Genomic DNA, 23,703 nt, shown 5'->3' on the forward strand with positions numbered 1-23,703 from the left:
GCCTTTTCGGGGCCTTTAGCCAACAGGTCGCCTCTGACGCACGATGGGCACAGCGGAACGTTTTCAGACAATCTGCAACAACGGTGCAAGGTGCATTCACGTCCGTACGGCCCTACCATGCGAAGCGTGAGCGACTCGATCACCAACCCCGACCTGTTTGCCCCTACCGGACTGACCTACGACGATGTCCTCCTGCTGCCCAGGCTGACCGACGTGGTCCCCTCCGAGGTCGATACGACCTCGCGCCTGACCGGCAGGATCAGTCTGGCCACCCCCCTGCTGAGCGCGGCGATGGACACCGTCACCGAGTCGAAGATGGCGATCGCCATGGCCCGTCAAGGCGGTATCGGCATTCTTCACCGCAATCTGTCCATTGAGGATCAGGCTCAGCAGGTGCGTCTGGTCAAGCGCTCCGAGTCGGGCATGGTCTCCGACCCGGTGACCGTCGGCCCCGACGCCACCATTGCGCAGCTCGATGAGCTGTGCGGCCACTACAAGGTCTCGGGATTGCCCGTCGTCGATTCCGACGGCAACCTGCTGGGCATTATCACCAACCGCGACCTGCGTTTCGTGCCCCCCGAGAAGTGGAACGCGCTGACCGTGCGCGAGTGCATGACGCCGCGCCAGCGCCTCATCACCGGTGCTACCGGCATCTCGCGCGAGGACGCCAAGTCGCTGCTGGCCGAGCACCGTATCGAGAAGCTTCCGCTCATTGACGACGCCGGTCGGCTCACGGGCCTGATCACCGTCAAGGACTTCGTCAAGACCGAGCAGTACCCCCGCGCCACCAAGGACGAGGCGGGACGCCTGGTGGTCGGAGCGGCCGTCGGCTACTGGGGCGACACCTGGGAGCGGGCCGGGGCGCTCGCCGAGGCGGGCGTGGACGTCATCGTGGTCGATACCGCCAACGGCGGCGCTCGGCTCGCTCTGGATATGATCGCCCGGCTCAAGCAGGACCCTGCTTTCTCCGAGGTGCAGATCATCGGCGGCAATGTCGCCACCCGCGAAGGCGCCCAGGCTCTCATCGACGCGGGTGTCGATGCCGTCAAGGTGGGGGTGGGCCCGGGCTCTATCTGCACGACTCGGGTTGTGGCCGGTGTGGGCGTGCCGCAGGTGACGGCGATCTACGAGGCGGCCCGTGCCTGCTCGCCGGCGGGCGTGCCGCTCATCGCCGATGGCGGTCTGCAGTACTCGGGCGATATCGCCAAGGCACTGGTGGCCGGTGCGGATACCGTCATGCTGGGCTCCCTGCTGGCTGGCTGCACGGAGTCCCCCGGGGATCTCGTCTTCGTCAATGGCAAGCAGTGGAAGCGCTACCGCGGCATGGGCTCACTGGGCGCCATGAGCTCGCGCGGCCGCACGTCCTACTCCAAGGACCGCTATTTCCAGGCCGATGTCTCCTCCGACTCCAAGATCGTCCCCGAGGGCATCGAGGGGCAGGTTCCCTACTCCGGGGCGCTGGGCGATGTGGTCTACCAGCTCATGGGCGGTCTGCACCAGTCAATGTTCTACGTGGGTGCTCGCACGATTCCGGCGCTCAAGGAGCGGGGGCAGTTCGTGCGCATCACCAGTGCGGGGCTGAAGGAGTCCCACCCCCACGACGTCAAGATGACCGTCGAGGCTCCCAATTACGCCGGTCGGGAGTGACGACGGGCAATGATGACGACTCGGCGTGAGGGGCGCGCCGGGTGCTCCGGGTACCGGGCTCAGGGCTCACAGGCCGAGTAGCCACAACCGGGTAGTCTCGGGCCGGGCGGTTACAGGCCGGCGGGCAGGGGCCAGTCGAGCTCGGCGCGCGGGCGATCGGGATTCTTGCGGGCCAGCCACTCGTTGAGGGACTCGGCCCACTGCCGGTGGGCGGCGGCTTGGAAGGGGACGAGCTCGTCGAGCTTCAGGCGGGCCAGCTCGGGGTAGACGTGCACCATCGCCTCCAGGATGTCGAGCGTCGCCATGACATCCACCTCGGCCGTGTGCAGTGACTCGTCCACGCTCACGCCGTAGACCTCGCACAGGTCACTCAGACGCCGCTTGCCCCGGCGGTAGCGGTCCACCCGACGGTCCAGTACGAGCGGGTCGAGCACCGGGCCCAGCTCGCGCCCCAGGCGCTCGCGCACAGTCGGCAGGGCGTGCCGGGCCAGCTCGGACTCCATGAGCGTGAGGTCGTAGGAACCGTTGAAGGCGACCACCGGTGTGCCCGAGTCCATCGCGGTGGCCAGGGCGGCGGCCACCTCGTCGAGCACCTCGGGTGCGGCCAGCCCCTCGGCCCGGGCGCGCTCGGTGCTGATGCCGTGGACCTCGACAGCGCTTGCGGGGATCTTCACGCCGGGATCGGCCAGCCAGGTGCGCACCTGCTGGGACCGCGTGCCGTCGGCGGCGACCGGCCCGCGTGCGACGATGGCGGCGGTCACGAGCCGGTCCCTGCGCGGATTCACGCCCGTGGTCTCGGTATCGAATCCGAGCAGTGGACCGCGAATCCATGACTCATCGGATTCGGGCAGCCCCGGGGAGGCGGTGGGGAGAGGACGTCCGTGCTGGTGGCTCATGGTGGGAAGTGTGCCACCGGGGTGCGACATGATTCGTGCGCGCCTGGGTGGAGGCAGTCGAGTCATTCGCGGCAGTGTTGTCGGCTGAGGCAGCGGAGTCGGTGGAGGCAGTCGAGGCAGCGGAGCCGGCGGATTCAGGGGACGTGGCGCGCCACCGCGGCCGCCCCTCGGAGGCGCTCTAGGATGCGGGCCATGAGCGGTGAGATCGAGATCGGGCGCTCCAAGCGCGCCCGGCAGGCGTACTCCTTCGACGACATCGCGGTCGTTCCGGCTCGCCGCACCCGGGATGTGCGCGATGTCCGCGTGAGCTGGCAGCTTGACGCCTACCACGTCGACCTGCCCGTCATGGCCTCGCCCATGGACTCGGTGATGAGCCCCGAGACGGCGATCCTCGTCGGCCGGCTGGGCGGCATCGGCGTGCTCGACCTGGAGGGCCTGTGGGCTCGCTACGAGGATCCCGCCGACGCCCTGGATCGCATCCGCACCGCCTCCTGCGAGGAGGCCACCCGCGTTCTCCAGGAGGTCTACCGCGCCCCGGTGCGCCCCGAGCTCATCGCCGCCCGGCTGACCCAGATCCGTGAGGCCGGGGTCGTCGTGGCTGGGCGCCTCGGCCCGGCTCAGACGCAGCGGCACTGGCGCGCCGCGGTGGAGGCCGGCGTCGATCTGCTCGTCATCCGCGGCTCGGTGGTCTCCGCCGAGCACGTCTCGGGCAATACCGAGCCCCTCAATCTCAAGCGCTTCATCTATGAGTTGGACGTGCCCGTCGTCGTCGGCGGGGTGACCACCTACACCGCCGCCCTCCATCTCATGCGCACCGGTGCCGCTGCCGTGCTCGTCGGCCAGGGCGGCGGCGCCTCCTCCTCCGTGCGGCAGGTGCTGGGCCTCGATATGCCCATGGCCACCGCGGTGTCCGATGTCGCCGCCGCCCGCCGCGACTACCTCGACGAGTCCGGAGGGCGCTATGTCCATGTGATCGCCGACGGCTCGGTGGGCAACTCCGGCGACGTCGTCAAAGCCATCGCCTGCGGGGCCGACGCCGTCATGCTCGGAGCCGCCCTCGCCCGGGCGGCCGAGGCCCCCGGAGGGGGGTACCACTGGGGCGCCGAGGCGCGTCACGAGCGTCTGCCGCGCGGATACCGCAGCTATGTGGGCACCGTCGGCACCATGGACGAGATCCTCAACGGTCCCTCCGACCGTGCCGACGGCACCCTCAACATCATGGGGGCGCTGCGCCGCACTCTGGCCACCACCGGGTACGCCGATGTGAAGGAGCTTCAGAAGGTCGAGGTCGTCCTGGACCCCCACGACCCGAGTTGAGACACGAGCCGATCCGGCGCCGGAGAGGCTCCTCTGCGATCCATTCGCATCATTTATTCATAGTGCGTCCACATCCGCAGGATCAGGATCACCCGTTCCTCCGGGTGCACCTCGTAGACGAGTCGATGCTGGATATTGATCCGACGGGAGTAGCAGCCTGCCAAGTCGCCCACCAGGCGCTCGTAAGCCGGAGGCCGGGTGAACGGATCGTCTGCGATGATATCGAGAAGACGTTGTGCGCGATTCTTGAGGTTCGAGGCGGCGAGTCTGCGCGCGTCCTTCTGCGCTTGACGTGAGTAGCGCAGAGTCCAGTCGCTCACCAGTCGAGTTCTTCCGACGCGGCCTCGACGCTCTCCTCGCGGGCCTGTCGAATGGAGTCAACCATTCCGGGTATCGCCTGGAGATACAGAGTCTCCTGGATCGCCTCCCAGTCCTCCTCGGACACGAGGACCGCGGTTGATCGCTGCCCGGCGATCCTAACGGGTCGCGACTCCTCAGAGACCTGGTCGATGAGCCGGTACAGGTTGGACCGCGCCGTCGTGACATTGATAGTGCTCATGGCACACCTCCTCCCAGAACGTACGATCATCCGTACGTATTGGCAAGTGGCGCTCTCCGTGCCCACTGCGCCGGTGAGCCCTCATGAGATCGCGTTCGTCGTGGAGGGGGAGCCTGGTCAGCTCTCTCTTGAGGCCGTCTCTGAAGCGCTCGAGGCTTTCAAGACCTTTCTGCAGGGAACAGGGAATGATTCATGGGTTCTGGGATCGCTTGCGGTCGGAAGTGCCCGTCTCGGGGCCGCTATCGCTGATCTCTCTCAGGAGGAGGCCGACTCGCGTTTCTAGGAGATAATTGAGGGTATCGAGTCTATTGAATCGGGTGCCGAGGCTCCTGCGAGCTGGTCTACCCATGCTCTTGGAGGGTTGGTCAAAATGGCGGGAATCGGGAACCGGCGTGACGCTAAGCGAGAGTTCGGTCTTATCGATGAGGCGACGAAGCGTCCAGTGACGGTTCAGTTCTCTGAGAATGACCTTGAATAGTGACGACAGAGATGATCTCTCGCCGTGTGACGGTATGGGGTCCGCTCCAGCACAATGCAGACGGCGGCAAGGACGTTCTCACCATGGAGGGCTTCGAACGTTACGGTTGCTGAAGTTCTCGCCTCTCCTCGAGTCCGGGGCGACCATCTAGAAAGGGAAACCAGGTACCAGAGGAGTCGCAAAGCTCGGGCCTGGATGGAAAGCGGCTCATTCATGGTGATCGACGCTGACGAGGTGCTTGCTCGTCGGGCCGGCGAATTGGCTCAGGAGTTTCAGTTGAGGGGGGCTGATGCGCTCATTCTCGCGTCCGCGGTGCGCGTGCGCGCCCCGTTTCTCTTCACCTGGGATAAAGGCTTGACCAAGGTCGGATCGCAGATGAGGGGACTCACAGTATGCGCACCGGATTCTCCCGATGACAAGCATCAGTCCTCCCTCGCGCTTCGGGAGATGGGCGGTGAATCGGGCGAGTCGCCTCAGACTGGCGAGTAGCCTCGGCTCATGAGTGCCAATGCCCTTCTCTCGCCTCCCAAGGCCCGGCCCGGGGATCGGGTCGCCGTTCTGTCCCCGTCCTTCGCGGCCCCGGCCGTCGCCCCCGAGGTTCACGAGCAGGCCATGCGGAGGCTTCAGGAGATCACGGGTCTGATTCCCGTTGAGTATCCGACCACCCGGAAGCTCGGGGCCCGCCCGCGTGAGCGCGCCCGCGACCTCATGGCCGCCTTCGCCGACGACTCGATCCGCGCCATATGCGCCACTATCGGCGGCGACGATCAGATCACCGTCATCCCGCACCTCGATCCCGAGGTCGTCCGCGCTCACCCCAAGCCCTTCCTCGGCTACTCCGACAACACTCATCTTCACCACTTCCTGACCACCTGCGGTCTGCGCAGCTTCTACGGCGGCTCCACGCAGGTCCATCTGGGCCCCGGCCCGCACGTGGACCCCGAGCATGCGGCCGGCCTGCGCGCGGCGCTCCTGACCGGCGAGAAGCTGAAGATCACCCGGCCCGCTCAGTCCGAGGATCACGGCCTTGACTGGGGCGACCTCGCTGTCCTGACCTCCTTCGGCCAGCGCGAGGACACCGAGGAGTGGACCTGGGCCGGGCCGCGGGCCGGCGTTACCGGGCGCACCTGGGGCGGGTGTCTGGAGGTCGTCAGCGACCTTCTCGCCGCAGGGCGCTTCGCCATGGCGCCCACCGATCTGGAGGGGGCCGTGCTCCTCATCGAGCTCTCCGAGGAGATCACCCCGACCCGTGCGGTCTTCCGCATGCTGCGGGCGCTGGGGGAGAGGGGGGTGCTGGCCGCCGCCGCGGCTGTTCTGTTCGCCCGCTCGCCGGTCTCCAGCTTCCAGACGCGCCCCGACGACGAGACCCGCAGGGCCATGCGGGGCGAGCGCGACGAGATGGTCATCGAGACGATCGCCGACTACAACCCGCAGGCCGTCGTGTGCTGCGGCATCCCCTTCGGGCACACCTGCCCGCAGTGGATCCTGCCCTACGGCGGTCGGGTCGCTATCGACGGTGCGGCGCGGACGGTGGAGGCTGACTATTCCTGAGCCGATGACTTGCGAGCCGACGGTGTCGATGGGGCGGGTCGACCGGCATCCGCGTCGGTGCTGTTGACCGCCGCCCGCAGCGAGGCGACTTCGCTGCCGAGGATGTCCGTGGCCCGGTCGGGGGAGAGGGCTCCGATCAGAACGCTTTGAGCCAGTCCGTTGCTGAGCGCCACGAGGCGGGCGGCCTCGTGCGCGGGTGCGGGGGCGCCGGCGCTGCGCAGCAGGGAGGCGGCGTACTCCAATGTCTCGCGGGAGGCGCCGCCGATGATCTCCGCGATCTGCGGATCGGCCACGGTCTGTGCCAGGTAGGCGTACCACACGGCGCTGCCGAGCCTGAAGGCATCGCTGCGAGGAATGGGCTGGATGAGCAGTTCGGTCAGGGCCGCCAGCGGCTCCAGGGCGTCGGTGCGCTGCTCGTGGGCCTCGGCCGCGCCCTCCACCATGGCTCGGCAGCCCGCATGAACCAGGTCCTGCTTGGAGTCGAAGTAGTGCTGGATCCTCCCCACTGAGACTCCCGCAGCCTGCGCCACCGCCTGGTAGGTGACGGCGTGAATGCCGCGCTCGTAGATGACCGCCCATAGGCCGTGGATGATCTCGGTGCGGCGCTGTTCGGGGTCGACGATCTTCGGCATGCCTTCACAGTACAGTTGTATCGCGATAGGATGCAGTATGTCTGTATTGCAAAAAGATTCTGCCGCTGTCGGTTCCGTTCGCGGGCGGGTCCTGCGCCGTCCTCATCCGCGGATTCGCCGTGTCATGACAGCGCTCGTCGTGGTGCTGGCACTCGTCGGGGTGGTGGGCCTCTATAGGACCTTTGCGGGCCCCGCGGGCGTCGGCCACTTCAGAAGCGCACAGGACAGACAGGAGTACCTCGGGTACTACCAGCAGGTCATGGAGACCATGCCCGCCCCCAGCCAGGTGGAAGATGTGATCACGAGCTACGGAACCGTGCGCGTCTACACCTGGGAGAGCGGCGCCGGGCGGGACTCGCCTCCTGTGGTTCTCCTGCCCGGGCGCGCCTCGGGCGCGCCGATGTGGGCGGTCAATATTCCGCTGCTGATCCAGTCCCGACGAGTCATCGCATTCGATGCGCTCGGCGACGCCGGTATGTCCGTCCAGTCCGCGCCCCTGACGTCCGCAGACGATCAGGCCGCCTGGGTCGATGAGGTTCTTGCCGACGTCGCGCCCGACGGGGTCCACCTCGTCGGCCACTCCTTCGGGGGTGCGACCGCCGCGCTCTACGCCCGGATCCACCCCGAGCGGGTGCGCTCCCTGACGCTGCTGGAAGCCGTCTTCGTCTTCGCGTATCCGCCCGCGGACATCATGGGCTGGACGGTGGTGTCGTCCATACCGGCTCTCCCCGAGGGCTGGCGGAACAAGGCGCTGGAGCGCATCGGGGGCGAGAAGCTCTCGGGCACCGACCCCATGGAACTCATGATCAAGGCGGGGGCGGAGAAGTTCGACGCCAGTCTGCCCACGCCGAGCCCGCTGACGGATGAGCAGGCCGAGGCACTGACCATGCCGGTCTATGTGGCGATCGCCGGCAGGAACTCCGTGGCGGGCGGGAGCAAGGCGGTGGAGCGCGCGCAGAAGATCCTTCCTCAGGCGAGTATTCAGGTGTGGGACAACGCGACTCACTCCCTGCCCATGCAGGAGGCCGAATCGCTCACCCCGGTGCTGGAGCAGTTCTGGGCGCAGGGCGACACTGGATCCTCGTGAACCATGACTCGTCTTTACGGCATCTTTACGGCACCGTCGGCCGTCGAAGTCGGGTAGTGTGAAGGCGCAATCAGCCGTCGGCTGGTCTCTCGCATCGGCGCGCAGGTGCCGATGCCGCCCCATCGCCGTCGGCCCCATCCCCGTAAGGAGCACTCCATGGCCCAGGTCACCGCCACCATCGCCTCCAAGGTCGGCCTCCACGCCCGCCCCGCCGCTACCTTCGTCAAGGCAGTCGCTGAGAAGGGCGTTCCAGTCACCATCGCCAAGGAGGGTGGCGCCCCTGTCGACGCTTCCTCCATCCTGGGAGTCATGACGCTCGGAGCCGGTTTCGGCGACGTCGTCACCCTGGCCTCCGACGCTGACGGCGCCGACAGCGCTCTCAGCGAGCTGAAGGACCTGCTCGAGACGGATCTCGACGCCTGAGTCGCCGTCATCGACGTCAGTCGGTCACAAACCCAGTAATACGCAGGCGGGGGCGGCCACCACACGGTGGCCGCCCCCGCCTGCGTCGTGCCTCTCAGTGCTCCCCAGCGCCTCCCAGCGCCCCCTGTGTTAAGGAGCTGAGAGGCCGGGGAGTCGGGCGCGCTCGAACCTCAGCGCGAGTTCTGCTCGATCTCGCCCCCCGCTGTATCCGCTGTATCGGCTGTATCGGTGATGCCCTCATCCCCGGACGCCCCGCGCGGCTCCGCCACCCACCACAGGATCATGAGGATGGCGATGACCACCAGGCCCAGGCCGGACCACAGGTTGGCGTTGACGCCGCCGGTTTTGGCCGTCTCATCGGGTCCGTTGAGGAAGGCCGAGCAGACGAGCAGGAACAGGCCGATGATGCTCAGGACGGCGCCGATGACGACGCGGATGTCGGCCAGGGAGCGAGTAGGTGTCTTCATCAGTGGCTCCGATCAGTGGAAGACGAGATTGAGCAGGATGACGAGTCCGCCGGACAGCAGCGCCAGGGGGACCGGGCGGCGGAACCAGGCCAGCTCGCCGGCCGCCGGATCGCGCCGCTCGGATGCGGGCGTCAGCGAGTAGACGAAGCCCTTGAGTTGGCTGTCCGGGCGCGGTGCCGTGACGAGGGAGACCGCCACGGTCACCACGACGTCGACGGCGAAGGCGATGCCTGCGGCCAGGAAGGCGGCTCCCTGACCGGGGAAGCTGACGATGTGGTTCCAGTTGAGGATGTTGACGGCCAGGGCTGCGAGCGTTCCGGCTGTCAGGCCCGCCCAGCCGCCGTGGTTCGTCGCGCGCTTCCAGAACATGCCGATGATGAAGGTGGCGAACAGGGGCGCGTTGAACATGGAGAAGAGCTGCTGGAGATAGTCCATGAGGTTGGAGTAGGTCGAGGCGATCAGCGCCGTGAAGATCGCGACGATCGTGGCCACGCCGGTGGCGATGTGCCCCATGCGCAGGTACCGGGCGTCGTCGGCGTCCTTGTTGACGTAGCGCTGGTAGAGATCCACGGTGAAGACCGTGTTGAAGGCCGAGATGTTCGCCGCCATGCCGGCCATGAAGGAGGCCAGGAGTCCGGTGATCGCCAGGCCCAGCAGGCCGTTGGGCAGCACATCGCGCATGAGCAGCAGGACGGCGTCGTTGTACTTGATGTCCCCGAGCCCGGCATCGGTCCCCGTCAGTGTGCCGAGCTTGAGGTCGTGGATCTCGCTCACGAGCACCGCGGCCACCATGCCGGGGATGATGACGAGGAAGGGCACGAGCATCTTGGCGAAGGTGCCCACGATCGGCGCCGAGCGCGCTGAGGAGATGGAATCGGCGGCCATGGCGCGCTGGACCTCGACGAAGTTGGTGGTCCAGTAGCCGAAGGACAGCACGAAGCCCAGGCCGAAGACGATGCCGATGACCGACAACGTCGAGGAGCTGAAGCCCGACAGGAGCACGCCGGGCCAGGAGTGCAGCTGAGCGTCGGCGCTGGCGTAGGCCCCCGTCCCGTGGGCGGTGGCATCGGCGATGATCGACTCCTTCAGGCCGCCCCAGCCTCCGACCCGGTGCAGACCGACCAGGGTCAGGGGGAGCAGCGCGGCGACGATGACGAAGAACTGCAGAACCTCGTTGTAGATCGCCGCGGACAGGCCGCCGAGGGTGATGTAGGAGAAGACGATGATGGCGGCGACGACGAGTGCCACCCACAAGGGCCAGCCCAGCAGGCGCTGCACGATCGAGCCCAGCAGGTAGAGGTTGACGCCGGCGATGAGCAGCTGCGCCAGGGCGAAGGACAGGGCGTTGATCAGATGGGCCGCGGTCCCGTAGCGGCGGAACATGAACTCCGGAACCGAGCGGACCTTGGAGCCGTAGTAGAAGGGCATCATGACCAGGCCGAGGAAGATCATCGCCGGGATCGCGCCGATCCAGAAGTAGTGGAAGGTCGGCAGGCCGTATTGGGCCCCGTTGGCGGACATGCCCATGATCTCCACGGCGCCCAGGTTGGCCGAGACGAAGGCGATGCCGGTGACCCAGGCGGGCAGTGAGCGCCCGGAGGTGAGGAACTCGTCGGAGGAGGCCGCCTTGCGCCTGGCCATGAATCCCACGCCGATGACGAAGGCGAAGTAGATGATGATCGGGAAGTAGTCGTACCAGCGAGCATCGATGAGCGTGGAGCCGGAGGAGCTCGCGCTGAGGATGGGGACTGAGACTGGTAGGGATGTCATAGGAGTCCTAGAGGTGTGCAGATCGTGACGGGCGGCGTTGCCCGGCGCCGATCACTCTACGTCGTGAGCGTGAGGCGCATTACCGAAATGGGAGGATCATGTTGAATGCGGGGCATGAGTCTTGCGCGGTCAGCCCACCGATCCCGGGGTCCGCAGGGCATGATGCTGCACATGGATCTGCACATGAATCTGCACATGGATACAGCCCTGCTCGTCAAGGCATTCGGGGCGTTCTTCGCCATCATGAATCCTTTCGTCAACCTGCCCCTGTTCCTGAGCCTGACGACCGGTCAGGAGGCCGCCCAGCAGCGCCGGACCGCCTGGCGCACCGTTGTCTTCAGTGCGGTCATGTGCGCAGTGGTGGCGGTGGCCGGCACAACGCTCCTGGGCTTCTTCGGCGTCAATGTGGACGACTTCCGGGTGGCCGGAGGGATCGTTCTGCTCATCATCGCTCTGGGCATGCTCAGCGGGCGCGGGGCGAGTGCCCATGAGGGCACCTCGGCGGAGAAGGAGCACGCCACTGAGCGGGTCGGGACCGCGGATGTCTCCTTCTACCCCATGACCTTCCCGATCCTCGTAGGACCCGGCACGATCACGACCATCATCGTCATGGTGTCCCAGGGGGAGAGCGTGACCGGCAAGCTCACAGTGGCGCTCGCGCTGTTCGCCGTTCTGGCGATCCTGGGGGTCGTGCTCCATTTCTCCAGTGTCATCGGCCACCACATGTCGATGACGCTGCGCACCATCATGACCCGTCTCATGGGCATGATCCTGGCGGCGATCGCCATTGGAATGCTGAGCGCCGGCCTGAAGGACCTTCTGCCCGGTCTGGCGGGCTAGGGGTGTCCCAAAACGGGACAAACGGTGCGGCTGCGTCGGACAGCGCGCAGGCGACTGTTGGAATAATGCGGTTTCTCGCAGCGTCTTGAGGTGCGATTGCGGCGTTTGTCCCGGATTTGGACATGCTGGGCTCTCGGGGCGAGGTTCGGACCGCCCGTCGTCCTGTCGCCGGGGAAGTACCCGTCTCGCGCGCCCGGTAGGGTGGCGGGCATGACGATCATCGCCGCCGCGGACGGCTCCGCGCTCGGGAATCCCGGACCCGCCGGTTGGGCCTGGTACGTGGATGAGGACTGCTGGGCGGCGGGCGGCTGGCCGGAGTCGACGAATAACCGCGGTGAGCTCACCGCCGTCCTCGAGCTTCTGCGCGCCACCGCCGGTACCGGTGAGGACCTGCTGATCCAGGCGGACTCGCAGTACGTCATCAACTCCCTGACCAAGTGGCGCCACGGCTGGAAGAAGCGGGGATGGCGCAAGGCCGATGGCAAGCCGGTCCTCAATGACGACCTCATGAAGGCCCTCGATGCCGAGTTGGCAGGGCGCACCGTGCGCTTCGAATGGGTGCGCGGGCACGTGGGGCATCCCCTGAACGAGGCTGCTGATTCACGGGCCCGCGCAGCCGCCACCGCCTATCAGCAGGGCGCGGCCGTGCCCGCGGGCCCGGGCTGGCCGGGCGCGGGCGGTGATGCCGGCGGCGCTCGCGGCTCAGTGACGGCGGGCGCCGAGGGCTCTGAGTCCTCCGCCGCATCCAGCGACGCCGAGGTCGTCCCCGGTGCCACCGCCGCCCGTCGCGCCCGTCTTCGCCAGGACGAGGGGATGCTCTTCTAGCGTTTCTAGCTTTCTGTCGCGCGTCAGTTCGTCGGCCTCCGTCCGGCGAACGAGGGCGGTCGTTGCGAGAAGCCTGCAGCCCTCAAGCTGGTCGAAAGCTAGCCGGCGCTTCTTCACAGGAACAGCACAGGAGGAGCAGGCCGGCGGCACAAGGCCGCCCAGCAGTCTGAAGGCATGACCACGAGCCTCGCCCTCCCCGCTCAGCCGGCTCTTCCGGCTCTCCCGAGTATCCCGACCGACCTGACATCCGTCCTGCGGACTCTGAGGATGCTCCGCCGCCGTTTGCCCACGGTGGTCCTCTTCGCCACCGTCTCCTTCTCCAGCTGGACGCTGGACTACGTTCTCGCGCTGACACTCAACTCCGTGACGGGCTCGGTCCTCCTCGCTGTCGTCGGCGCGCGTCTGGTCTCCTGCACCGTGAGCTTCCTGCTCAACCGCCGTCTGTTCCGGGCGGCCCCGGAGACCTTCATGCGCTCGGCATTCGGCTACGCGGCCGTTCAGGGAACCACGACGACCACCTCCTACCTGGCGATCGCCGTCCTCACCTGGGCGGGGATGCCGCTGTGGCTGGCCAAGATCCTCGTCGACTCCAGCCTTTTCGGGCTCAACTACCTGCTGCAGTCCCGACTGGTCTACCGCTCCGGTTCGACGGCGCCCCACGTCGGGATCAGGGCCGCAGCGGCCTGAATAGCCGAGACGGTCGAGCCTGCGGGTGACCCAGGTCGGCCGTCCGGCGGGTGGGACAGGGCCGGGAACGGAGCGCGAGGGCAGATCAAGACTGGGCGTCGCGCAAGAGGATGACGAGCTGCACGCGGTCGCGCAGATTCAGTTTGCCCAGGATGCGGGTGACGTTCTTCTTCACCGAGTCGGCGGCGATGGTGAGGCGCTGGGCGATCTCGGCGTTGGTCAGGCCCTGGGCGACGAGCTCGGCCACCTCGCGCTCGCGCGGGCTGAGCATGCCCAGTTGCTGCTGGGCGGCGCGCTGCTGCGGGGTGACGATGGGGCGGAGCATGTGGCGGTTGAGCAGCTCGCGGGTGATGCGCGGGGTGAGAATGGCGTCCCCGGAGTCGACCGCGCGCAGCGCCTGGTGGAGCTGGGCCGTGCGGGTGTCCTTGAGGAGGAAGCCCGACGCCCCTGCGGACAGGGCGCCGAAGGCGTAGTCGTCCTGGTCGTAGGTGGTCATCACCAGCGTCCTGATGGCGGGGTAGAGCTGGGCGATGCGCGCGGTGGCGTCGATCCCGTTGAGCACCGGCATGCGCACATCCATGAGGACGACGTCGGGCAGGGGGCGCCCATTGGCGGTCAGTGCGGCGAGCTGGTCGAGGGCGTCCTGGCCGTTGGCGGCCTGGGCGATGACGTCGAGGTCATCTGCCCGATTGACCATGAGGGCCAGGCCCATGCGGGCCGCCCGCTGGTCGTCGACGATCATGACGGTGATGACGGGACGGCCTGGACCGACCGGGCCGGTGGGGATCGTGCTCGTCATGCGCGCGCGGGCTCCTGGAACGGGATGACGGCGTGCACTCTCCAGCCTCCTTCGGGGGCGGGGCCGGCGGTCAGGCTGCCGCCGTGCTCGTGAACCAGGCCGGTCAGATTGGCCAGGCCGTGGCCGGCGGGTCGCTCCTCCCACAGGGCGGGCCTGCCGTCGTCGGTGAGCGTCAGGATGGTGGCGGAGACGGTGTGGTCCAGGGAGAGGACGACGCGGCTGGCGCCGTCGGCGTGGCGCATGGCATTGGTCAGTGCCTCGCGGGCGACGGTGTACACCAGCGCGCCGGTGGCCGGGCTCTCGGGCCGATGCCCGGTCTCGGTCAGGGTGGCGCTGAGACCGGTGGCCCTCACCGTGGTCAGCAGGCTGTCGATATCGGCCCAGCCGCGCGGCCCGGTGGATGAGTCTGCAGGGTAGGCGATGGAGTCGGTGATGTCGTCGGACGTCTGGGATGCGCGTGATTCTCTACTTTCGGAGCCCTGGCCCCGGGAGGAGCCGGCCCTGCCGGCAACGGCTGGGGGCGGGTGGAGGGCGGAGACGGCCTTCCTGGTGTCGGCCAGCCCGTCGCGGGCGAGGGCGTTGATGGTGCCGATGGCCTCGTCGAGGTCGGGGTCGGCGCTGGTGCCGCGCAGTCCTTCGGACAGGGCGATGATGGCGGTGAGGTCGTGTCCTACCGAATCGTGCAGCTCTCCGGCCACGCGCGCCTGACGACGGGCGGTATCCCGCTGCGCGGCCAGTCTGCGCTCCGCGGCCCTCGCCGCGAGCTGGGCGTCGCGATGCTCCAGTGTCCGCCTGCGGGACCGGGAGAGCAGCGCCGCCGTGACGACCAAGGCGATGGTGAGGAATGCCGGTACGAGCCGTGAGATCAGGGGGAAGGGAGAACTGATGAGGAAGCCGGGCACGATGTCGCACGCGGTCGCCAGAATCAGGCCGATGGCGCAGCGCACCGGGCCCGTGCCCGTTGTGGCGATGAGTGCGTAAACGGCGATCAGCAGCGGCGTGCCGAGTCCTGCTCCGGCTCCCAGGAACTCCCCCAGGACTGAGGCGATTCCGGTCAGGGCGATGACCGTCAGCGGCCAGCGGCGCCTGCCCACCAGGCAGGCGACGACGAGCAGATTGGCCACCGCCCAGTGCCAGGTCTGCACCTCGGCATTGCCCGCCATCGGCAACTTCCACAGGAGCAGCTGGTAAAAACCGGATGCTGCTGCACCGATCCACGCTCCTGCGGGGCGCGTGCGCCAGGCCTCGGCGATCTGATCCAGGAAGGTGCGCGGGGCTCTCGCGGGAATCATGCCCTCGTCCTCGGTCCCGGCCCCGTCGTCAGTCGGGAGTGGAGCCGAGACCGGGCCGGCGGCAGATGCGGACGGACCGTACGGGTCGCGAGCCGGAGTAGGGGGTAGGGCGCTCATAGGAGTGGTCTGATTCGGTGAGGACGATGCAGCCGGGGAATGTGCTGGATACCTGGATGCGTGGCGGTCGGAGACTGCGGTGCCGTAACCGGGAGTGTCAGCAGCGTGGTCAAGTGTATTCAGCGGAGTCGTCGTCATGACTGCTTCTTCACGGAGCGGCGCAGGGCCAGGCTCAGGGCACCCACCCAGACCAGGCAGACGATGCTGCTGGCCAGTAGCGAGCCGGGTGAGGAGATGTCCTCCAGCGAGCGGACTGAGCTGGCCGATGTCAGCAGGGCCAGGGGGTCCAGGACTGCCAGGGGCGGCATCATGGTGCTGAGGGGGAAACCCAGGACGACGCCGATCAGGACCGTGATCATGATGGCCGCGAAGGACTTGAGAACGGCTCCCAACCACATGACGAACACCTCGATGGCCCATACCGCCAGAGTCATGGTCACCATCCGGGGCAGGAAGGGCACCAGCCCGGCCAGGTCGAAGCCCAGGAGCATTCCGGTCACCGCGAATTCGATGAAGAAGACGAGCGAGGTGAGGAACCCGACTTGGAGGCCGTGGAGCAGCTTGCCGGCGATCATGGCGGTCTCCAGGCGGCCCGCGGTCATCCGCTGCCAGTTCCGCCCCTCATGCTCGCCGGTAGCCATCTGAGCCGTGAATCCTCCGATGGTCAGAGGCAGGAACAGCATGGCGCCCAGTAGCATGCCCTGACCCCACAGGATCTCCCAGGTCACTCCTTGGGAAACGAATATATCCCTATAGGAGACGTACTGCGCGTAGCCGGATGCCAGGCTCAGCGCGTTCAGAATGGCGGTAACCGGCCAGTACCAGCGGTTCGGGGCTTTGCGGTTCTCCCAGCGCCAGGCGGCGCGCACCGAGGGGCGGCGCCGCTGAGGCAGCCGGGGTGCAGCAGAGGCGGGACGCATGGGAATGGCGGGTGCGGGGAAGGTCGGGGTGCTCATGAGCGGCTCTCCTTACGGACGATGGCGACATAGGAAATAACGGCCCAGCCGGCGGCGACGATGATGGTCAGGACGGCCGTGAGCCAGGGGTGGGCGATGACAGTCACGTCCCCGGTGGTGGTGACGGACGTGTAGGAGGCCGGGGTGTTGATGGGACTGGCAGCCGAAGTCAGGCCCCAGGGGAGGGCCCATGCCACCGTCTCGAGTTTGTAGAAAGGCAGAATGGAGCAGATCAGGCCGCCGATGATCGCCGCCCCCAGGCCTATCGCCTGCCTGCTCACGCACGTGGACAGTGCCAGCTGGCATGCCGATACCGCTATTGAGAAGCCGATGACGATGATCAGTGTGGGTACCAGCGTCGTGCCATAGGAGGGGGTTATTCTCGAACCTGAGGCGCAGAGGAGCGTTGCTCCTATCACGGCGGCCTCCACCGCTATGACGGTGAGTGACAGAACGGTCAGCTTGGCCAGGAAGCGCGTGGTGGGCCGTTGGCCCAGAGCGGTCATCATCTGGCCCATCCGCTCTTCTGTGTCTGCCGTCACCATGCGGGAGGCGAGGGCCCCTATCGCAGCGGGCATGAACATGGCGATGAGTTCGGCCGCCTCGTTCATGCTCATCACTGCCAGACGGGTCTCCTCGGGGCCGGAAACCCTGTAACGGGCGAGCCCGCCTGACCATAGGGCAAGGATAATCCCCGCGGCTGCGGCCATGAGCCAGTAGTGCTTTCGCCGCAGCTTGCGCACCTCGAGGGCCAGGGCGGTCAAGAACGGCGGGCTCTGCCGGCTTCGTCGTGATGGACCGGCTGCGGGGGTCTTCGGACCTGTTGGCAGCGATGGTGCTGCTGACGGTACTGACTGAGTCATTCCAACGGCGGTGGTCATCGTGCCACCCCCGCGGTGCTCTGGGCCTGCACCTGAACCCGGGCCTGGGCTCGGGCCAGCGGGGAGGCGGCGTGAGCTGGAGACGCGGCAGCGGGCTCCGTCAGTTCCAGGAAGGCCTGCTCCAGGGTCTTGCGAACCGTCTGCACCCGGAAGACCGTCTGACCCGAGCGCACGATGCGGGCCACCAGATCTCCCGCCACCTCATCGGGCAGCATCGGCGTGCGCACCGTCCGTCCCCTGACCTGGTGGGTGATCCGGTGCTCGCTGAACAGTGCGGCGGCACCGGCCGGGTCCGAGACGGTGAAGTCGATGACTCCGGCGTCCTGCAGGCCGGACAGCGGTCCCTGGTAGCGCAGGCTTCCGGCGCAGATGATGCCGACGGTGTCGGCCATCTGCTCGATCTCGGACAGGATGTGGGAGGAGACGATGACGGTCACCCCCTCCTGGCGGGCCAGAGCCACGATGAGCTCGCGGATCTCGGCGACGCCGGCCGGGTCCAGGCCGTTGGTGGGCTCGTCCAGGAGCATCAGGGGAGGGTCGGCCAGGAGGGCCATGGCCAGGCCCAGGCGCTGCTTCATTCCCAGGGAGTACTGCTTGACCAGCTTGCGATCCTGGCCGGCCAGGTCCACCGTGGCCAGGGCGTGGTCCACACGGGAATCGGGCAGTCTCAGGTAGGAGGCCACCATGGCCAGATTCTCCCGTCCCGTCAGGCTCGGGTAGTAGGAGGGGCCCTCGATCAGGGAGCCGATCGTTCCCGGCGGCAGGGGGGTGCGCGGGCCGACCGGGCGGCCCAGGATGCTCATCCGCCCCGAGGTCGGGGAGGTCAGCCCCAGCAGGAGCTTCATGGTGGTGGACTTCCCGGCTCCATTGGGGCCCAGGAAGCCGTAGATGCCGCCCGTCGGCACTCGCATGCTGACATTGTCGACGGCATTGACCCCGTTGTAGGTCCGGGTGAGGCCGTCCGTGGTCACGACGAAGTCGCCGCCCGGGACGCTGCCCGTGGGACTCGGCATGGCTGTGCGGGCGGCCGTTCGGGCGGGGGCCGACGTCGCGCCCGCCGGGGCGCCGGGCTGTGCGGGCGCAGTGCTTTGAGCGCTTGGAACGGCGGAGTGGCGCATGCCTCCTGAACGTGGGGCTCGTGCGATGGGCGCGGTTGCGGGGAGTTGTGCTGTGCTCATGGCTCTATGCAAGCCGCCCGGGCATTGCGCGCGCACCGCTATCGGCCCGATTGTCCCCCGTGGGGGACGGGCATGATGTCCCCGAATGACGCGGAAAGGCGGGTGGGTCCGCTCCCAGGTCGGGAGCGGACCCACCCGTGGTCCGGCTATGGGATTCGGGTCTACAGGAGGGTGACGGACTGGCGGGCGATGGCCAGCTCCTCATTGGTGGGGAGGACCGTGATCACCACAGAGGATTCGGGCGTCGAGATCGTGATCGGCTCGGAGACCCGCGCATCGTTGGCGGCGGCGTCGATGCGCACCCCTAGGTAGCTCAGGCGCCGGCACAGCTCGGCGCGCACGCGCGCGTCGTTCTCACCGATGCCGGCCGTGAAGGTGATGGCGTCCACGCCGCCCATGACGGCGGTGTAGGCGCCCACGTACTTCAGCAGGCGGTGGATGTAGACGTCGATGGCGTCGCGGGCGTTCTGGTCGCCGGCGTCGACGAGCCTCCACACCTCGCGCATGTCCTGCTGCCCGGTCAGGCCCTTCATGCCGGACTCGCGATTGAACAGGTGGTCGATCTCATCGATGGACATGCCGGCCACGCGTGACAGATGGAAGACGGCGGCCGGGTCGATGTCGCCGGTGCGTCCGCCCATGACCAGGCCCTCCAGCGGTGTCAGTCCCATGGAGGTCTCCACGGCGCGGCCGCCCACGACGGCGGACACCGACGCCCCGTTGCCCAGGTGCAGGACGATCTGCTTGAGATCCTCGCGTCCCAGGCGCTTGGAGATCTCGCCGGAGACGAACTGGTGGCTGGTGCCGTGGGCGCCGTAGCGGCGGATGGAGTAGGTGTCGGCCACCTTGCGGTTCAGGCCGTAGCGGGCGGCCTCCTCGGGAAGATCCTGGAAGAAGGCGGTGTCGAAGACGGCCACGTGGGGCACGTCCGTCAGAAGTTCGCGCCCCACCTCGATGCCCTTGAGGTGGGCCGGGTTGTGGAGCGGACCGAGCGGTACGAACTCCTCGATCCTGGCGACGACGTCATCGTCGATGAGGGCGGGCCCGGAGAAGTAGTGGCCCCCCTGGACCACGCGGTGACCGACCGCCACGATATTGGCCTCCGTCAGGCTGGGGCCCTTCTCCTCGAACAGGCGCAGGACCTCGGCCAGTCCGAAGCCGTGGTCCGGCACGGGCTCGTCGATCACGGTCTTCTCACCGGCATGTTTGTGGGTGATGGAGCCGGTCACGTCACCGATGCGCTCGACGATGCCCGAGGCGAGGGATTCCCCGGCGTCGGGGTCGATCAGCTGGTACTTGATGGAGGAGGAGCCGGAGTTGATGACAAGAACGGTCCGGGTGGTCACGGGTGTGCCTTTCTGGCTATTCGACGGAGCCCGCTGAGCGGGCGCGATGGGTGACGGGGAGGGCCGGCGGTTCGGGCGCCTTCCCCACGATATTGGCGGCAGGGGCGGCAGAGGTGTTCGCGCTGCGCCGGCTGCGCCGTCGCAGGGCGCGTCAGACCTGCGCCTGGACGGCGGTGATGGCGACGGTGTTGATGATGTCCTCGACCAGGGCGCCGCGCGACAGGTCGTTGACCGGCTTGTTCAGGCCTTGGAGGACCGGACCGATGGCGATTGCGCCCGAGGAGCGCTGGACGGCCTTGTAGCCGATGTTGCCGCTGGACAGGTCGGGGAAGATCAGGACATTGGCGCGCCCGGCCACGGCCGAGTCCGGCGCCTTCTTGGCGGCCACCGTCGGGTCGACGGCCGCGTCGTACTGGATGGGGCCGTCCACGGCCAGCTCAGGGGCCTTGGAGCGCACGATCTCGGTGGCCTCGCGGACCTTGTCCACGTCCGCCCCCTTGCCGGACGTGCCGGTGGAGAAGGACAGCATGGCCACGCGCGGGTCCACGCCGAACTGCTTGGCGGTCTCGGCGCTGGAGATGGCGATGTCGGCGAGCTGCTCGGCGGTCGGGTCGGGGTTGACGGCGCAGTCGCCGTAGACCAGGACTCGGTCCTCCAGCAGCATGAGGAAGACCGAGGAGACGATCGAGGTGCCCGGCTTGGTCTTGATGATCTGGAAGGAGGGCACGATCGTGTGGGCCGTGGTGTGGGCCGCTCCGGAGACCATGCCGTCGGCGTCGCCCATGTGCACCATCATGGTGCCGAAGTAGGAGACGTCCTGGATCTTCTCGCGGGCCTGCTCCAGGGTGACGCCCTTCTTGGCGCGCAGACGGGCGAACTCAGCGGCGTACTTCTCCAGCAGGTCGGGATCGCTGGTGGACGCCACGCGCGCCGCGGCGATGTCCAGGCCCAGCTCGGCGGCGCGGGCCCGCACCGATGCCGCGTCGCCCAGCAGGACGACGTCGGAGATGCCGCGGCGCAGGATCGCATCGGCGGCGCGCAGGATCCGGTCGTCGTCGGGCTCGGGCAGCACGATCGTCCGGCGGTCGGCGCGGGCGCGCTCGACCAGCTCGGCCTGGAACATGATGGGCGTGACCACGTCGCTGGGCTCGACCTCCAGGGCCGCCAGCAGGGACTCGACGTCGGCCTCCTGCTCGAAGGCCGTCACGGCCACATCGACTTTGCGCTCCGAGCCGTGCGCCAGCTCCCCTGTCAGGGAGCCCGCCGTGGAGGCCGCGGCGAAGGTGTCCAGCGGAGAGGTGAAGACCGGCAGGGGCAGGCCCAGGCCCTGGATCAGTCGCAGCGCGTGCTGGGCGACCGAGAATCCGCCGTTGAGGACGAGACCCGACATGCTGGGGAACGAGGAGGAGGCCTGGGCCGCCGCCAGCGAGATCAGCGCGGCGGACCGGTCGGCGGGGACGATGACCAGCTGGCCCTCGGTCAGGCGCTCCAGGACGTGGGAGACGTCCATGGCCGCCACGAGGACGGATTCCGCCTCGCGCTCCAGGAGCGCGGCGTCGCCGGAGATCAGCTCGCCGTCGAGGGCCTCGAGAACCTCGCGCACGCTCGGCGCCGTCAGGAGCGGGATCTCGGGCAGGGTCGTCGTCGTGATCCCCTTGATGCCGGCGATGGCCTCGGAGACGGCCCGGCGACCGGCGGCCGGGCACTTGTTGGCCACCGCCGCGACGGTCCGGGCGTGGTTCTCGGCGATCTCGGCGATCGAGACCTCGACGCTGCTGCGCACATCCTCGGGAGAGCCCTGGCCGGAGACCACCAGGAGGACGGGAACGCCGAGGTTCGCGGCGACGCGCGCGTTCAGGGCCAGCTCGGGCGTGCCCGCGACGTCGGTGAAGTCCGAGCCGTCGATGATGACGACGTCGTGGTCGCGGGCGAGCGCCCGGTAGGAGGAGACGATTCGGGACAGCGCCTCCTCGGGATCGGCGTGGTACTCGTCCCAGGTCACGCCGATGCAGCCCGTGGCGGGTGCGCTCGAGCCGGAGCGCGCCAGGAGCAGGGCCAGGAAGGGATCGGCGTCGCGCGAATCGACGAAGGGGCGGAAGACGCCGACCTTTGCGACGACCTTGGTCAAGGAGGCGACCAGCCCCAGGGCCACGGTCGATTTACCGGTTCCGGCACTGGGGGAGGCGATGTAGATGCTGCGCGCCACTGTGTAGGTCCTTTTCGCGTCTCGACGTCGAGTGCATCGCGCCGGGGGCCTCCGGCGGCACTCGCCTCTGATTGTGCCCCCATATGGCGGACGCATGTGACCAAAGGCCTGGGCCTATGGTGCTTTCCGGCTGTGGGAACCCGCACATGGTGGTGCTGATGATGCATAGTGATGCTGGTGGTGCCGTTGGATGCCGCGCCCCGGGACTGCGGCGGTCGGGGTGCCCCGCGGCCACGTGGGCGCAGCAGGATCCCAAGGGGGGTGAGCGTCGCGTCGGCGAAGTGTTATTGGTGGATAGCCTGTTGCATACTCAGGGCGGGTCGCTGTCCGACTTCTCCTCCTCTGTCGCCAATTATGGTGATTCTCGGCCCAGCTGTTATGAGTTCAAGGGGTACGGTGAGAGCCGGGGTACGTGCATGAAGAATGAGGTGGCCTCTGTCGAGAATCGGACCGGTCTGCCTGTGACCATCTATTTCAACTCTGGTTATCGGGGAGATTCTCAGGTCGTTCCGGCAGGCGCCTCCGCCAACCTGGTCGACGACCTCAAGAACGATAATGCCTCCCATCGCCTCGGCGGGGAATGATTCGTTCGAGGAGGCGAGTGAATCCCTTCCGTCGGGCGGCGCCGCGTGGACGCGATGCCCCATTGCGCCCACGCGGTTGCGCGCCTCCCCCCCCGCACGGTGCGCCTCCCGCACGCTGCGGACTAGGCGTTGAAGAGCGTCGTCTCGAAGGAGTAGCGCGACGCCCGGTAGACATGGGTGCCGTACTCGATGACGGCGCCTGAGGAGTCGTAGGCGGTGCGGGTGACGGTCAGCAGGGCCGCCCGACGCTTCTCGTCGAGCGCCTTGGCCTCGTCGGTTGTGGCGTTGCGGGCCCCGATGGCCTGGGTGGCGGTGGTCGGCACCACTCCCTGGGTGCGCAGGAGGTTGTAGAGCCCCTCGTGCTCCAGCTCCTCGTGGGCGGGGGCGATCGCGGTCGGCAGGAGGTTGTCCATCAAGGCGATCGGCTCGCCGTCGGCGCAGCGCATCCTCCGAATCCTCGTCACGTTCGTGCCCGGCTCGATCTCGAGCCGCTCCGCCTCCTCCTCGTCGGCCGGGTGCGTGGAGTAGTCGGTGATCGTCGTGGATACCGTGTGTCCGCCCCTTGTCAGGTCCGCCAAGAGGCTCGACAGCTCCATCGGCCTGCGCACATGCGGGGAGGTGACCACTGTCCCCGCTCCGCGTCTGCGTGAGATGAGACCGCGATCGACGAGGCGCTGAAGCGCCTGCCTGGTGGTCGGGCGCGATACCTCCAGGCGTCGTGCCATGGAGACCTCGTCCTCAATTCGGGTACCGGGCGTCAACGTGCCGTCGAGAATGAGCGCGGCGAGAGCTTCCGCGATCTGACTGTAGAGCGGGACCTCGTTCGTGCGATCGATGGCGATGTCAGGCTGGAACGGTGTGGTGGGCATGGGAATTCCCTGAAGCGTGGTGGGTCGCCTCATGATACATTGCGCGGCTCAATCGTTCGTGGGGTGTCAGATTCTGTTCTGAATATTGGGTTCACTCCGATTTGTTCGGATAAATTGCACGGCTAGGCGTGTTGGTTCTGGAGGCTTTTGGCGCTTCTCTCACGTCGAGATGTCTTCCTCTGGGTAATCTGTGCCGATTATGTCGTGACTAATCAGAACTCAATGCCCGCTTGACCTTCTGCGAGATTCTTCGGCTCGCTTCCCCTCGAGAGGGGAAGCGGCCCGCGGCCATGTCG

At 67.7% G+C, this 23,703-nt stretch carries 23 protein-coding genes; 9 read left to right on the plus strand and 14 right to left on the minus strand.

The window, feature by feature from the left end:
• Positions 1-117 precede the first annotated feature (117 nt).
• A complete protein-coding gene (gene guaB, locus W5W_RS0106235; RefSeq protein ID WP_017194766.1) occupies positions 118-1,647 on the plus strand; it encodes an IMP dehydrogenase in 1,530 nt (509 codons plus the stop codon).
• A 110-nt stretch (positions 1,648-1,757) separates the two neighbouring features.
• On the opposite strand, the gene W5W_RS0106240 is transcribed toward guaB, so the two are convergent.
• On the minus strand, positions 1,758-2,543 hold the full coding sequence (locus W5W_RS0106240; RefSeq protein WP_017194767.1) for an exonuclease domain-containing protein: 786 nt from the start codon (positions 2,541-2,543) through the stop codon (positions 1,758-1,760).
• 192 nt (positions 2,544-2,735) lie between these two features.
• On the opposite strand from W5W_RS0106240, the gene W5W_RS0106250 reads away from it, so the two are divergent.
• Positions 2,736-3,860 carry a GuaB3 family IMP dehydrogenase-related protein gene (locus W5W_RS0106250; protein ID WP_017194769.1) on the plus strand — a complete coding sequence of 375 codons (1,125 nt, stop codon included), beginning with the start codon at positions 2,736-2,738 and terminating at the stop codon, positions 3,858-3,860.
• Positions 3,861-3,913: 53 nt separating this feature from the next.
• Here the strand turns inward: W5W_RS0106250 and W5W_RS0106255 are convergent, their stop codons facing one another.
• Together W5W_RS0106255 and W5W_RS0106260 are read right to left on the minus strand one after the other, a co-directional pair.
• Positions 3,914-4,180, minus strand: coding sequence for a Txe/YoeB family addiction module toxin (locus W5W_RS0106255; RefSeq protein ID WP_017194770.1), 267 nt, complete (start codon positions 4,178-4,180; stop codon positions 3,914-3,916).
• A complete protein-coding gene (locus W5W_RS0106260; protein ID WP_008729875.1) occupies positions 4,177-4,419 on the minus strand; it encodes a type II toxin-antitoxin system Phd/YefM family antitoxin in 243 nt (80 codons plus the stop codon). The genes W5W_RS0106255 and W5W_RS0106260 overlap by 4 nt, the downstream gene beginning before the upstream one ends.
• 532 nt (positions 4,420-4,951) lie before the next feature.
• On the opposite strand from W5W_RS0106260, the gene W5W_RS16930 reads away from it, so the two are divergent.
• Positions 4,952-5,386: a type II toxin-antitoxin system VapC family toxin gene (locus W5W_RS16930; RefSeq protein WP_081486214.1), complete on the plus strand. Its 435-nt coding sequence runs from the start codon at positions 4,952-4,954 to the stop codon at positions 5,384-5,386.
• Positions 5,387-5,395: 9 nt separating this feature from the next.
• Positions 5,396-6,448, plus strand: coding sequence for a S66 family peptidase (locus W5W_RS0106280; protein WP_017194773.1), 1,053 nt, complete (start codon positions 5,396-5,398; stop codon positions 6,446-6,448).
• On the opposite strand, the gene W5W_RS0106285 is transcribed toward W5W_RS0106280, so the two are convergent.
• Positions 6,439-7,080, minus strand: coding sequence for a TetR/AcrR family transcriptional regulator (locus W5W_RS0106285; protein ID WP_008729884.1), 642 nt, complete (start codon positions 7,078-7,080; stop codon positions 6,439-6,441). The two genes, W5W_RS0106280 and W5W_RS0106285, sit on opposite strands and share 10 nt — an antisense overlap.
• 124 nt (positions 7,081-7,204) lie before the next feature.
• Between W5W_RS0106285 and W5W_RS0106290 the strand changes: the two genes are divergently transcribed.
• A complete protein-coding gene (locus tag W5W_RS0106290) occupies positions 7,205-8,167 on the plus strand; it encodes an alpha/beta fold hydrolase (RefSeq protein ID WP_017194774.1) in 963 nt (320 codons plus the stop codon).
• Positions 8,168-8,323: 156 nt separating this feature from the next.
• Entirely contained in the window at positions 8,324-8,590 is a 267-nt protein-coding gene (locus W5W_RS0106295) for an HPr family phosphocarrier protein (RefSeq protein ID WP_008729880.1), read from the plus strand.
• 170 nt (positions 8,591-8,760) lie between these two features.
• On the opposite strand, the gene W5W_RS0106300 is transcribed toward W5W_RS0106295, so the two are convergent.
• Positions 8,761-9,057, minus strand: coding sequence for a hypothetical protein (locus tag W5W_RS0106300; RefSeq protein ID WP_008731810.1), 297 nt, complete (start codon positions 9,055-9,057; stop codon positions 8,761-8,763).
• Positions 9,058-9,069: 12 nt separating this feature from the next.
• On the minus strand, positions 9,070-10,827 hold the full coding sequence (locus W5W_RS0106305; protein ID WP_008731811.1) for a sodium:solute symporter family protein: 1,758 nt from the start codon (positions 10,825-10,827) through the stop codon (positions 9,070-9,072).
• 171 nt (positions 10,828-10,998) lie between these two features.
• Between W5W_RS0106305 and W5W_RS0106310 the strand changes: the two genes are divergently transcribed.
• The 3 genes from W5W_RS0106310 (at position 10,999) to W5W_RS0106320 (ending at position 13,179) form a co-directional block, all read left to right on the plus strand.
• A complete protein-coding gene (locus W5W_RS0106310) occupies positions 10,999-11,667 on the plus strand; it encodes a MarC family protein (RefSeq protein ID WP_008731808.1) in 669 nt (222 codons plus the stop codon).
• Positions 11,668-11,877: 210 nt separating this feature from the next.
• Positions 11,878-12,492 (plus strand): ribonuclease H family protein, encoded by a 615-nt coding sequence (locus W5W_RS0106315; protein WP_017194775.1) that lies wholly within the window; start codon positions 11,878-11,880, stop codon positions 12,490-12,492.
• A gap of 174 nt (positions 12,493-12,666) precedes the next feature.
• Complete coding sequence (locus W5W_RS0106320; RefSeq protein WP_008731449.1) at positions 12,667-13,179, plus strand: GtrA family protein; 513 nt, start codon at positions 12,667-12,669, stop codon at positions 13,177-13,179.
• A gap of 85 nt (positions 13,180-13,264) precedes the next feature.
• Here W5W_RS0106320 and W5W_RS0106325 read toward each other — a convergent pair whose 3' ends face one another.
• The 8 genes from W5W_RS0106325 to W5W_RS0106365 all read right to left on the minus strand — a co-directional run bounded on the left by W5W_RS0106325 (position 13,265) and on the right by W5W_RS0106365 (position 23,407).
• Complete coding sequence (locus W5W_RS0106325; protein WP_008731442.1) at positions 13,265-13,978, minus strand: response regulator transcription factor; 714 nt, start codon at positions 13,976-13,978, stop codon at positions 13,265-13,267.
• Positions 13,975-15,270 (minus strand): sensor histidine kinase, encoded by a 1,296-nt coding sequence (locus tag W5W_RS0106330; protein ID WP_008731452.1) that lies wholly within the window; start codon positions 15,268-15,270, stop codon positions 13,975-13,977. Before W5W_RS0106330 ends, W5W_RS0106325 begins: the two co-directional genes overlap by 4 nt.
• Positions 15,271-15,521: 251 nt before the next feature.
• Positions 15,522-16,343, minus strand: coding sequence for an ABC transporter permease (locus W5W_RS0106335; RefSeq protein WP_017194776.1), 822 nt, complete (start codon positions 16,341-16,343; stop codon positions 15,522-15,524).
• On the minus strand, positions 16,340-17,107 hold the full coding sequence (locus W5W_RS0106340; RefSeq protein ID WP_017194777.1) for an ABC transporter permease: 768 nt from the start codon (positions 17,105-17,107) through the stop codon (positions 16,340-16,342). Before W5W_RS0106340 ends, W5W_RS0106335 begins: the two co-directional genes overlap by 4 nt.
• 113 nt (positions 17,108-17,220) lie before the next feature.
• Positions 17,221-18,237: an ABC transporter ATP-binding protein gene (locus W5W_RS0106345; protein WP_017194778.1), complete on the minus strand. Its 1,017-nt coding sequence runs from the start codon at positions 18,235-18,237 to the stop codon at positions 17,221-17,223.
• A 326-nt stretch (positions 18,238-18,563) separates the two neighbouring features.
• The gene (locus W5W_RS0106350) at positions 18,564-19,748 is read right to left on the minus strand and encodes an acetate/propionate family kinase (RefSeq protein ID WP_017194779.1); all 1,185 of its coding nucleotides are present in this window, start codon (positions 19,746-19,748) and stop codon (positions 18,564-18,566) included.
• 151 nt (positions 19,749-19,899) lie between these two features.
• The gene (gene pta, locus W5W_RS0106355; protein WP_017194780.1) at positions 19,900-21,954 is read right to left on the minus strand and encodes a phosphate acetyltransferase; all 2,055 of its coding nucleotides are present in this window, start codon (positions 21,952-21,954) and stop codon (positions 19,900-19,902) included.
• 706 nt (positions 21,955-22,660) lie between these two features.
• A complete protein-coding gene (locus tag W5W_RS0106365; protein WP_008731453.1) occupies positions 22,661-23,407 on the minus strand; it encodes a GntR family transcriptional regulator in 747 nt (248 codons plus the stop codon).
• Positions 23,408-23,703: the final 296 nt, after the last annotated feature.

Source organism: Actinomyces massiliensis 4401292, from assembly GCF_000269805.1.
GTDB lineage: Bacteria > Actinomycetota > Actinomycetes > Actinomycetales > Actinomycetaceae > Actinomyces > Actinomyces massiliensis.

Coding starts and splice junctions, on each gene's coding strand:
- W5W_RS0106325 (WP_008731442.1), bottom strand. CDS start 13,978: ATGACGAGCACGATCCCCACCGGCCCGGTCGGTCCAGGCCGTCCCGTC.
- W5W_RS0106285 (WP_008729884.1), bottom strand. CDS start 7,080: ATGCCGAAGATCGTCGACCCCGAACAGCGCCGCACCGAGATCATCCAC.
- W5W_RS0106280 (WP_017194773.1), top strand. CDS start 5,396: ATGAGTGCCAATGCCCTTCTCTCGCCTCCCAAGGCCCGGCCCGGGGAT.
- W5W_RS0106250 (WP_017194769.1), top strand. CDS start 2,736: ATGAGCGGTGAGATCGAGATCGGGCGCTCCAAGCGCGCCCGGCAGGCG.
- W5W_RS0106320 (WP_008731449.1), top strand. CDS start 12,667: ATGACCACGAGCCTCGCCCTCCCCGCTCAGCCGGCTCTTCCGGCTCTC.
- W5W_RS0106335 (WP_017194776.1), bottom strand. CDS start 16,343: ATGAGCACCCCGACCTTCCCCGCACCCGCCATTCCCATGCGTCCCGCC.
- W5W_RS16930 (WP_081486214.1), top strand. CDS start 4,952: ATGCAGACGGCGGCAAGGACGTTCTCACCATGGAGGGCTTCGAACGTT.
- W5W_RS0106240 (WP_017194767.1), bottom strand. CDS start 2,543: ATGAGCCACCAGCACGGACGTCCTCTCCCCACCGCCTCCCCGGGGCTG.
- W5W_RS0106300 (WP_008731810.1), bottom strand. CDS start 9,057: ATGAAGACACCTACTCGCTCCCTGGCCGACATCCGCGTCGTCATCGGC.
- W5W_RS0106295 (WP_008729880.1), top strand. CDS start 8,324: ATGGCCCAGGTCACCGCCACCATCGCCTCCAAGGTCGGCCTCCACGCC.
- W5W_RS0106305 (WP_008731811.1), bottom strand. CDS start 10,827: ATGACATCCCTACCAGTCTCAGTCCCCATCCTCAGCGCGAGCTCCTCC.
- W5W_RS0106315 (WP_017194775.1), top strand. CDS start 11,878: ATGACGATCATCGCCGCCGCGGACGGCTCCGCGCTCGGGAATCCCGGA.
- W5W_RS0106345 (WP_017194778.1), bottom strand. CDS start 18,237: ATGCCGAGTCCCACGGGCAGCGTCCCGGGCGGCGACTTCGTCGTGACC.
- W5W_RS0106310 (WP_008731808.1), top strand. CDS start 10,999: ATGGATCTGCACATGAATCTGCACATGGATACAGCCCTGCTCGTCAAG.
- guaB (WP_017194766.1), top strand. CDS start 118: ATGCGAAGCGTGAGCGACTCGATCACCAACCCCGACCTGTTTGCCCCT.
- W5W_RS0106330 (WP_008731452.1), bottom strand. CDS start 15,270: ATGATTCCCGCGAGAGCCCCGCGCACCTTCCTGGATCAGATCGCCGAG.
- W5W_RS0106260 (WP_008729875.1), bottom strand. CDS start 4,419: ATGAGCACTATCAATGTCACGACGGCGCGGTCCAACCTGTACCGGCTC.
- W5W_RS0106290 (WP_017194774.1), top strand. CDS start 7,205: ATGACAGCGCTCGTCGTGGTGCTGGCACTCGTCGGGGTGGTGGGCCTC.
- W5W_RS0106365 (WP_008731453.1), bottom strand. CDS start 23,407: ATGCCCACCACACCGTTCCAGCCTGACATCGCCATCGATCGCACGAAC.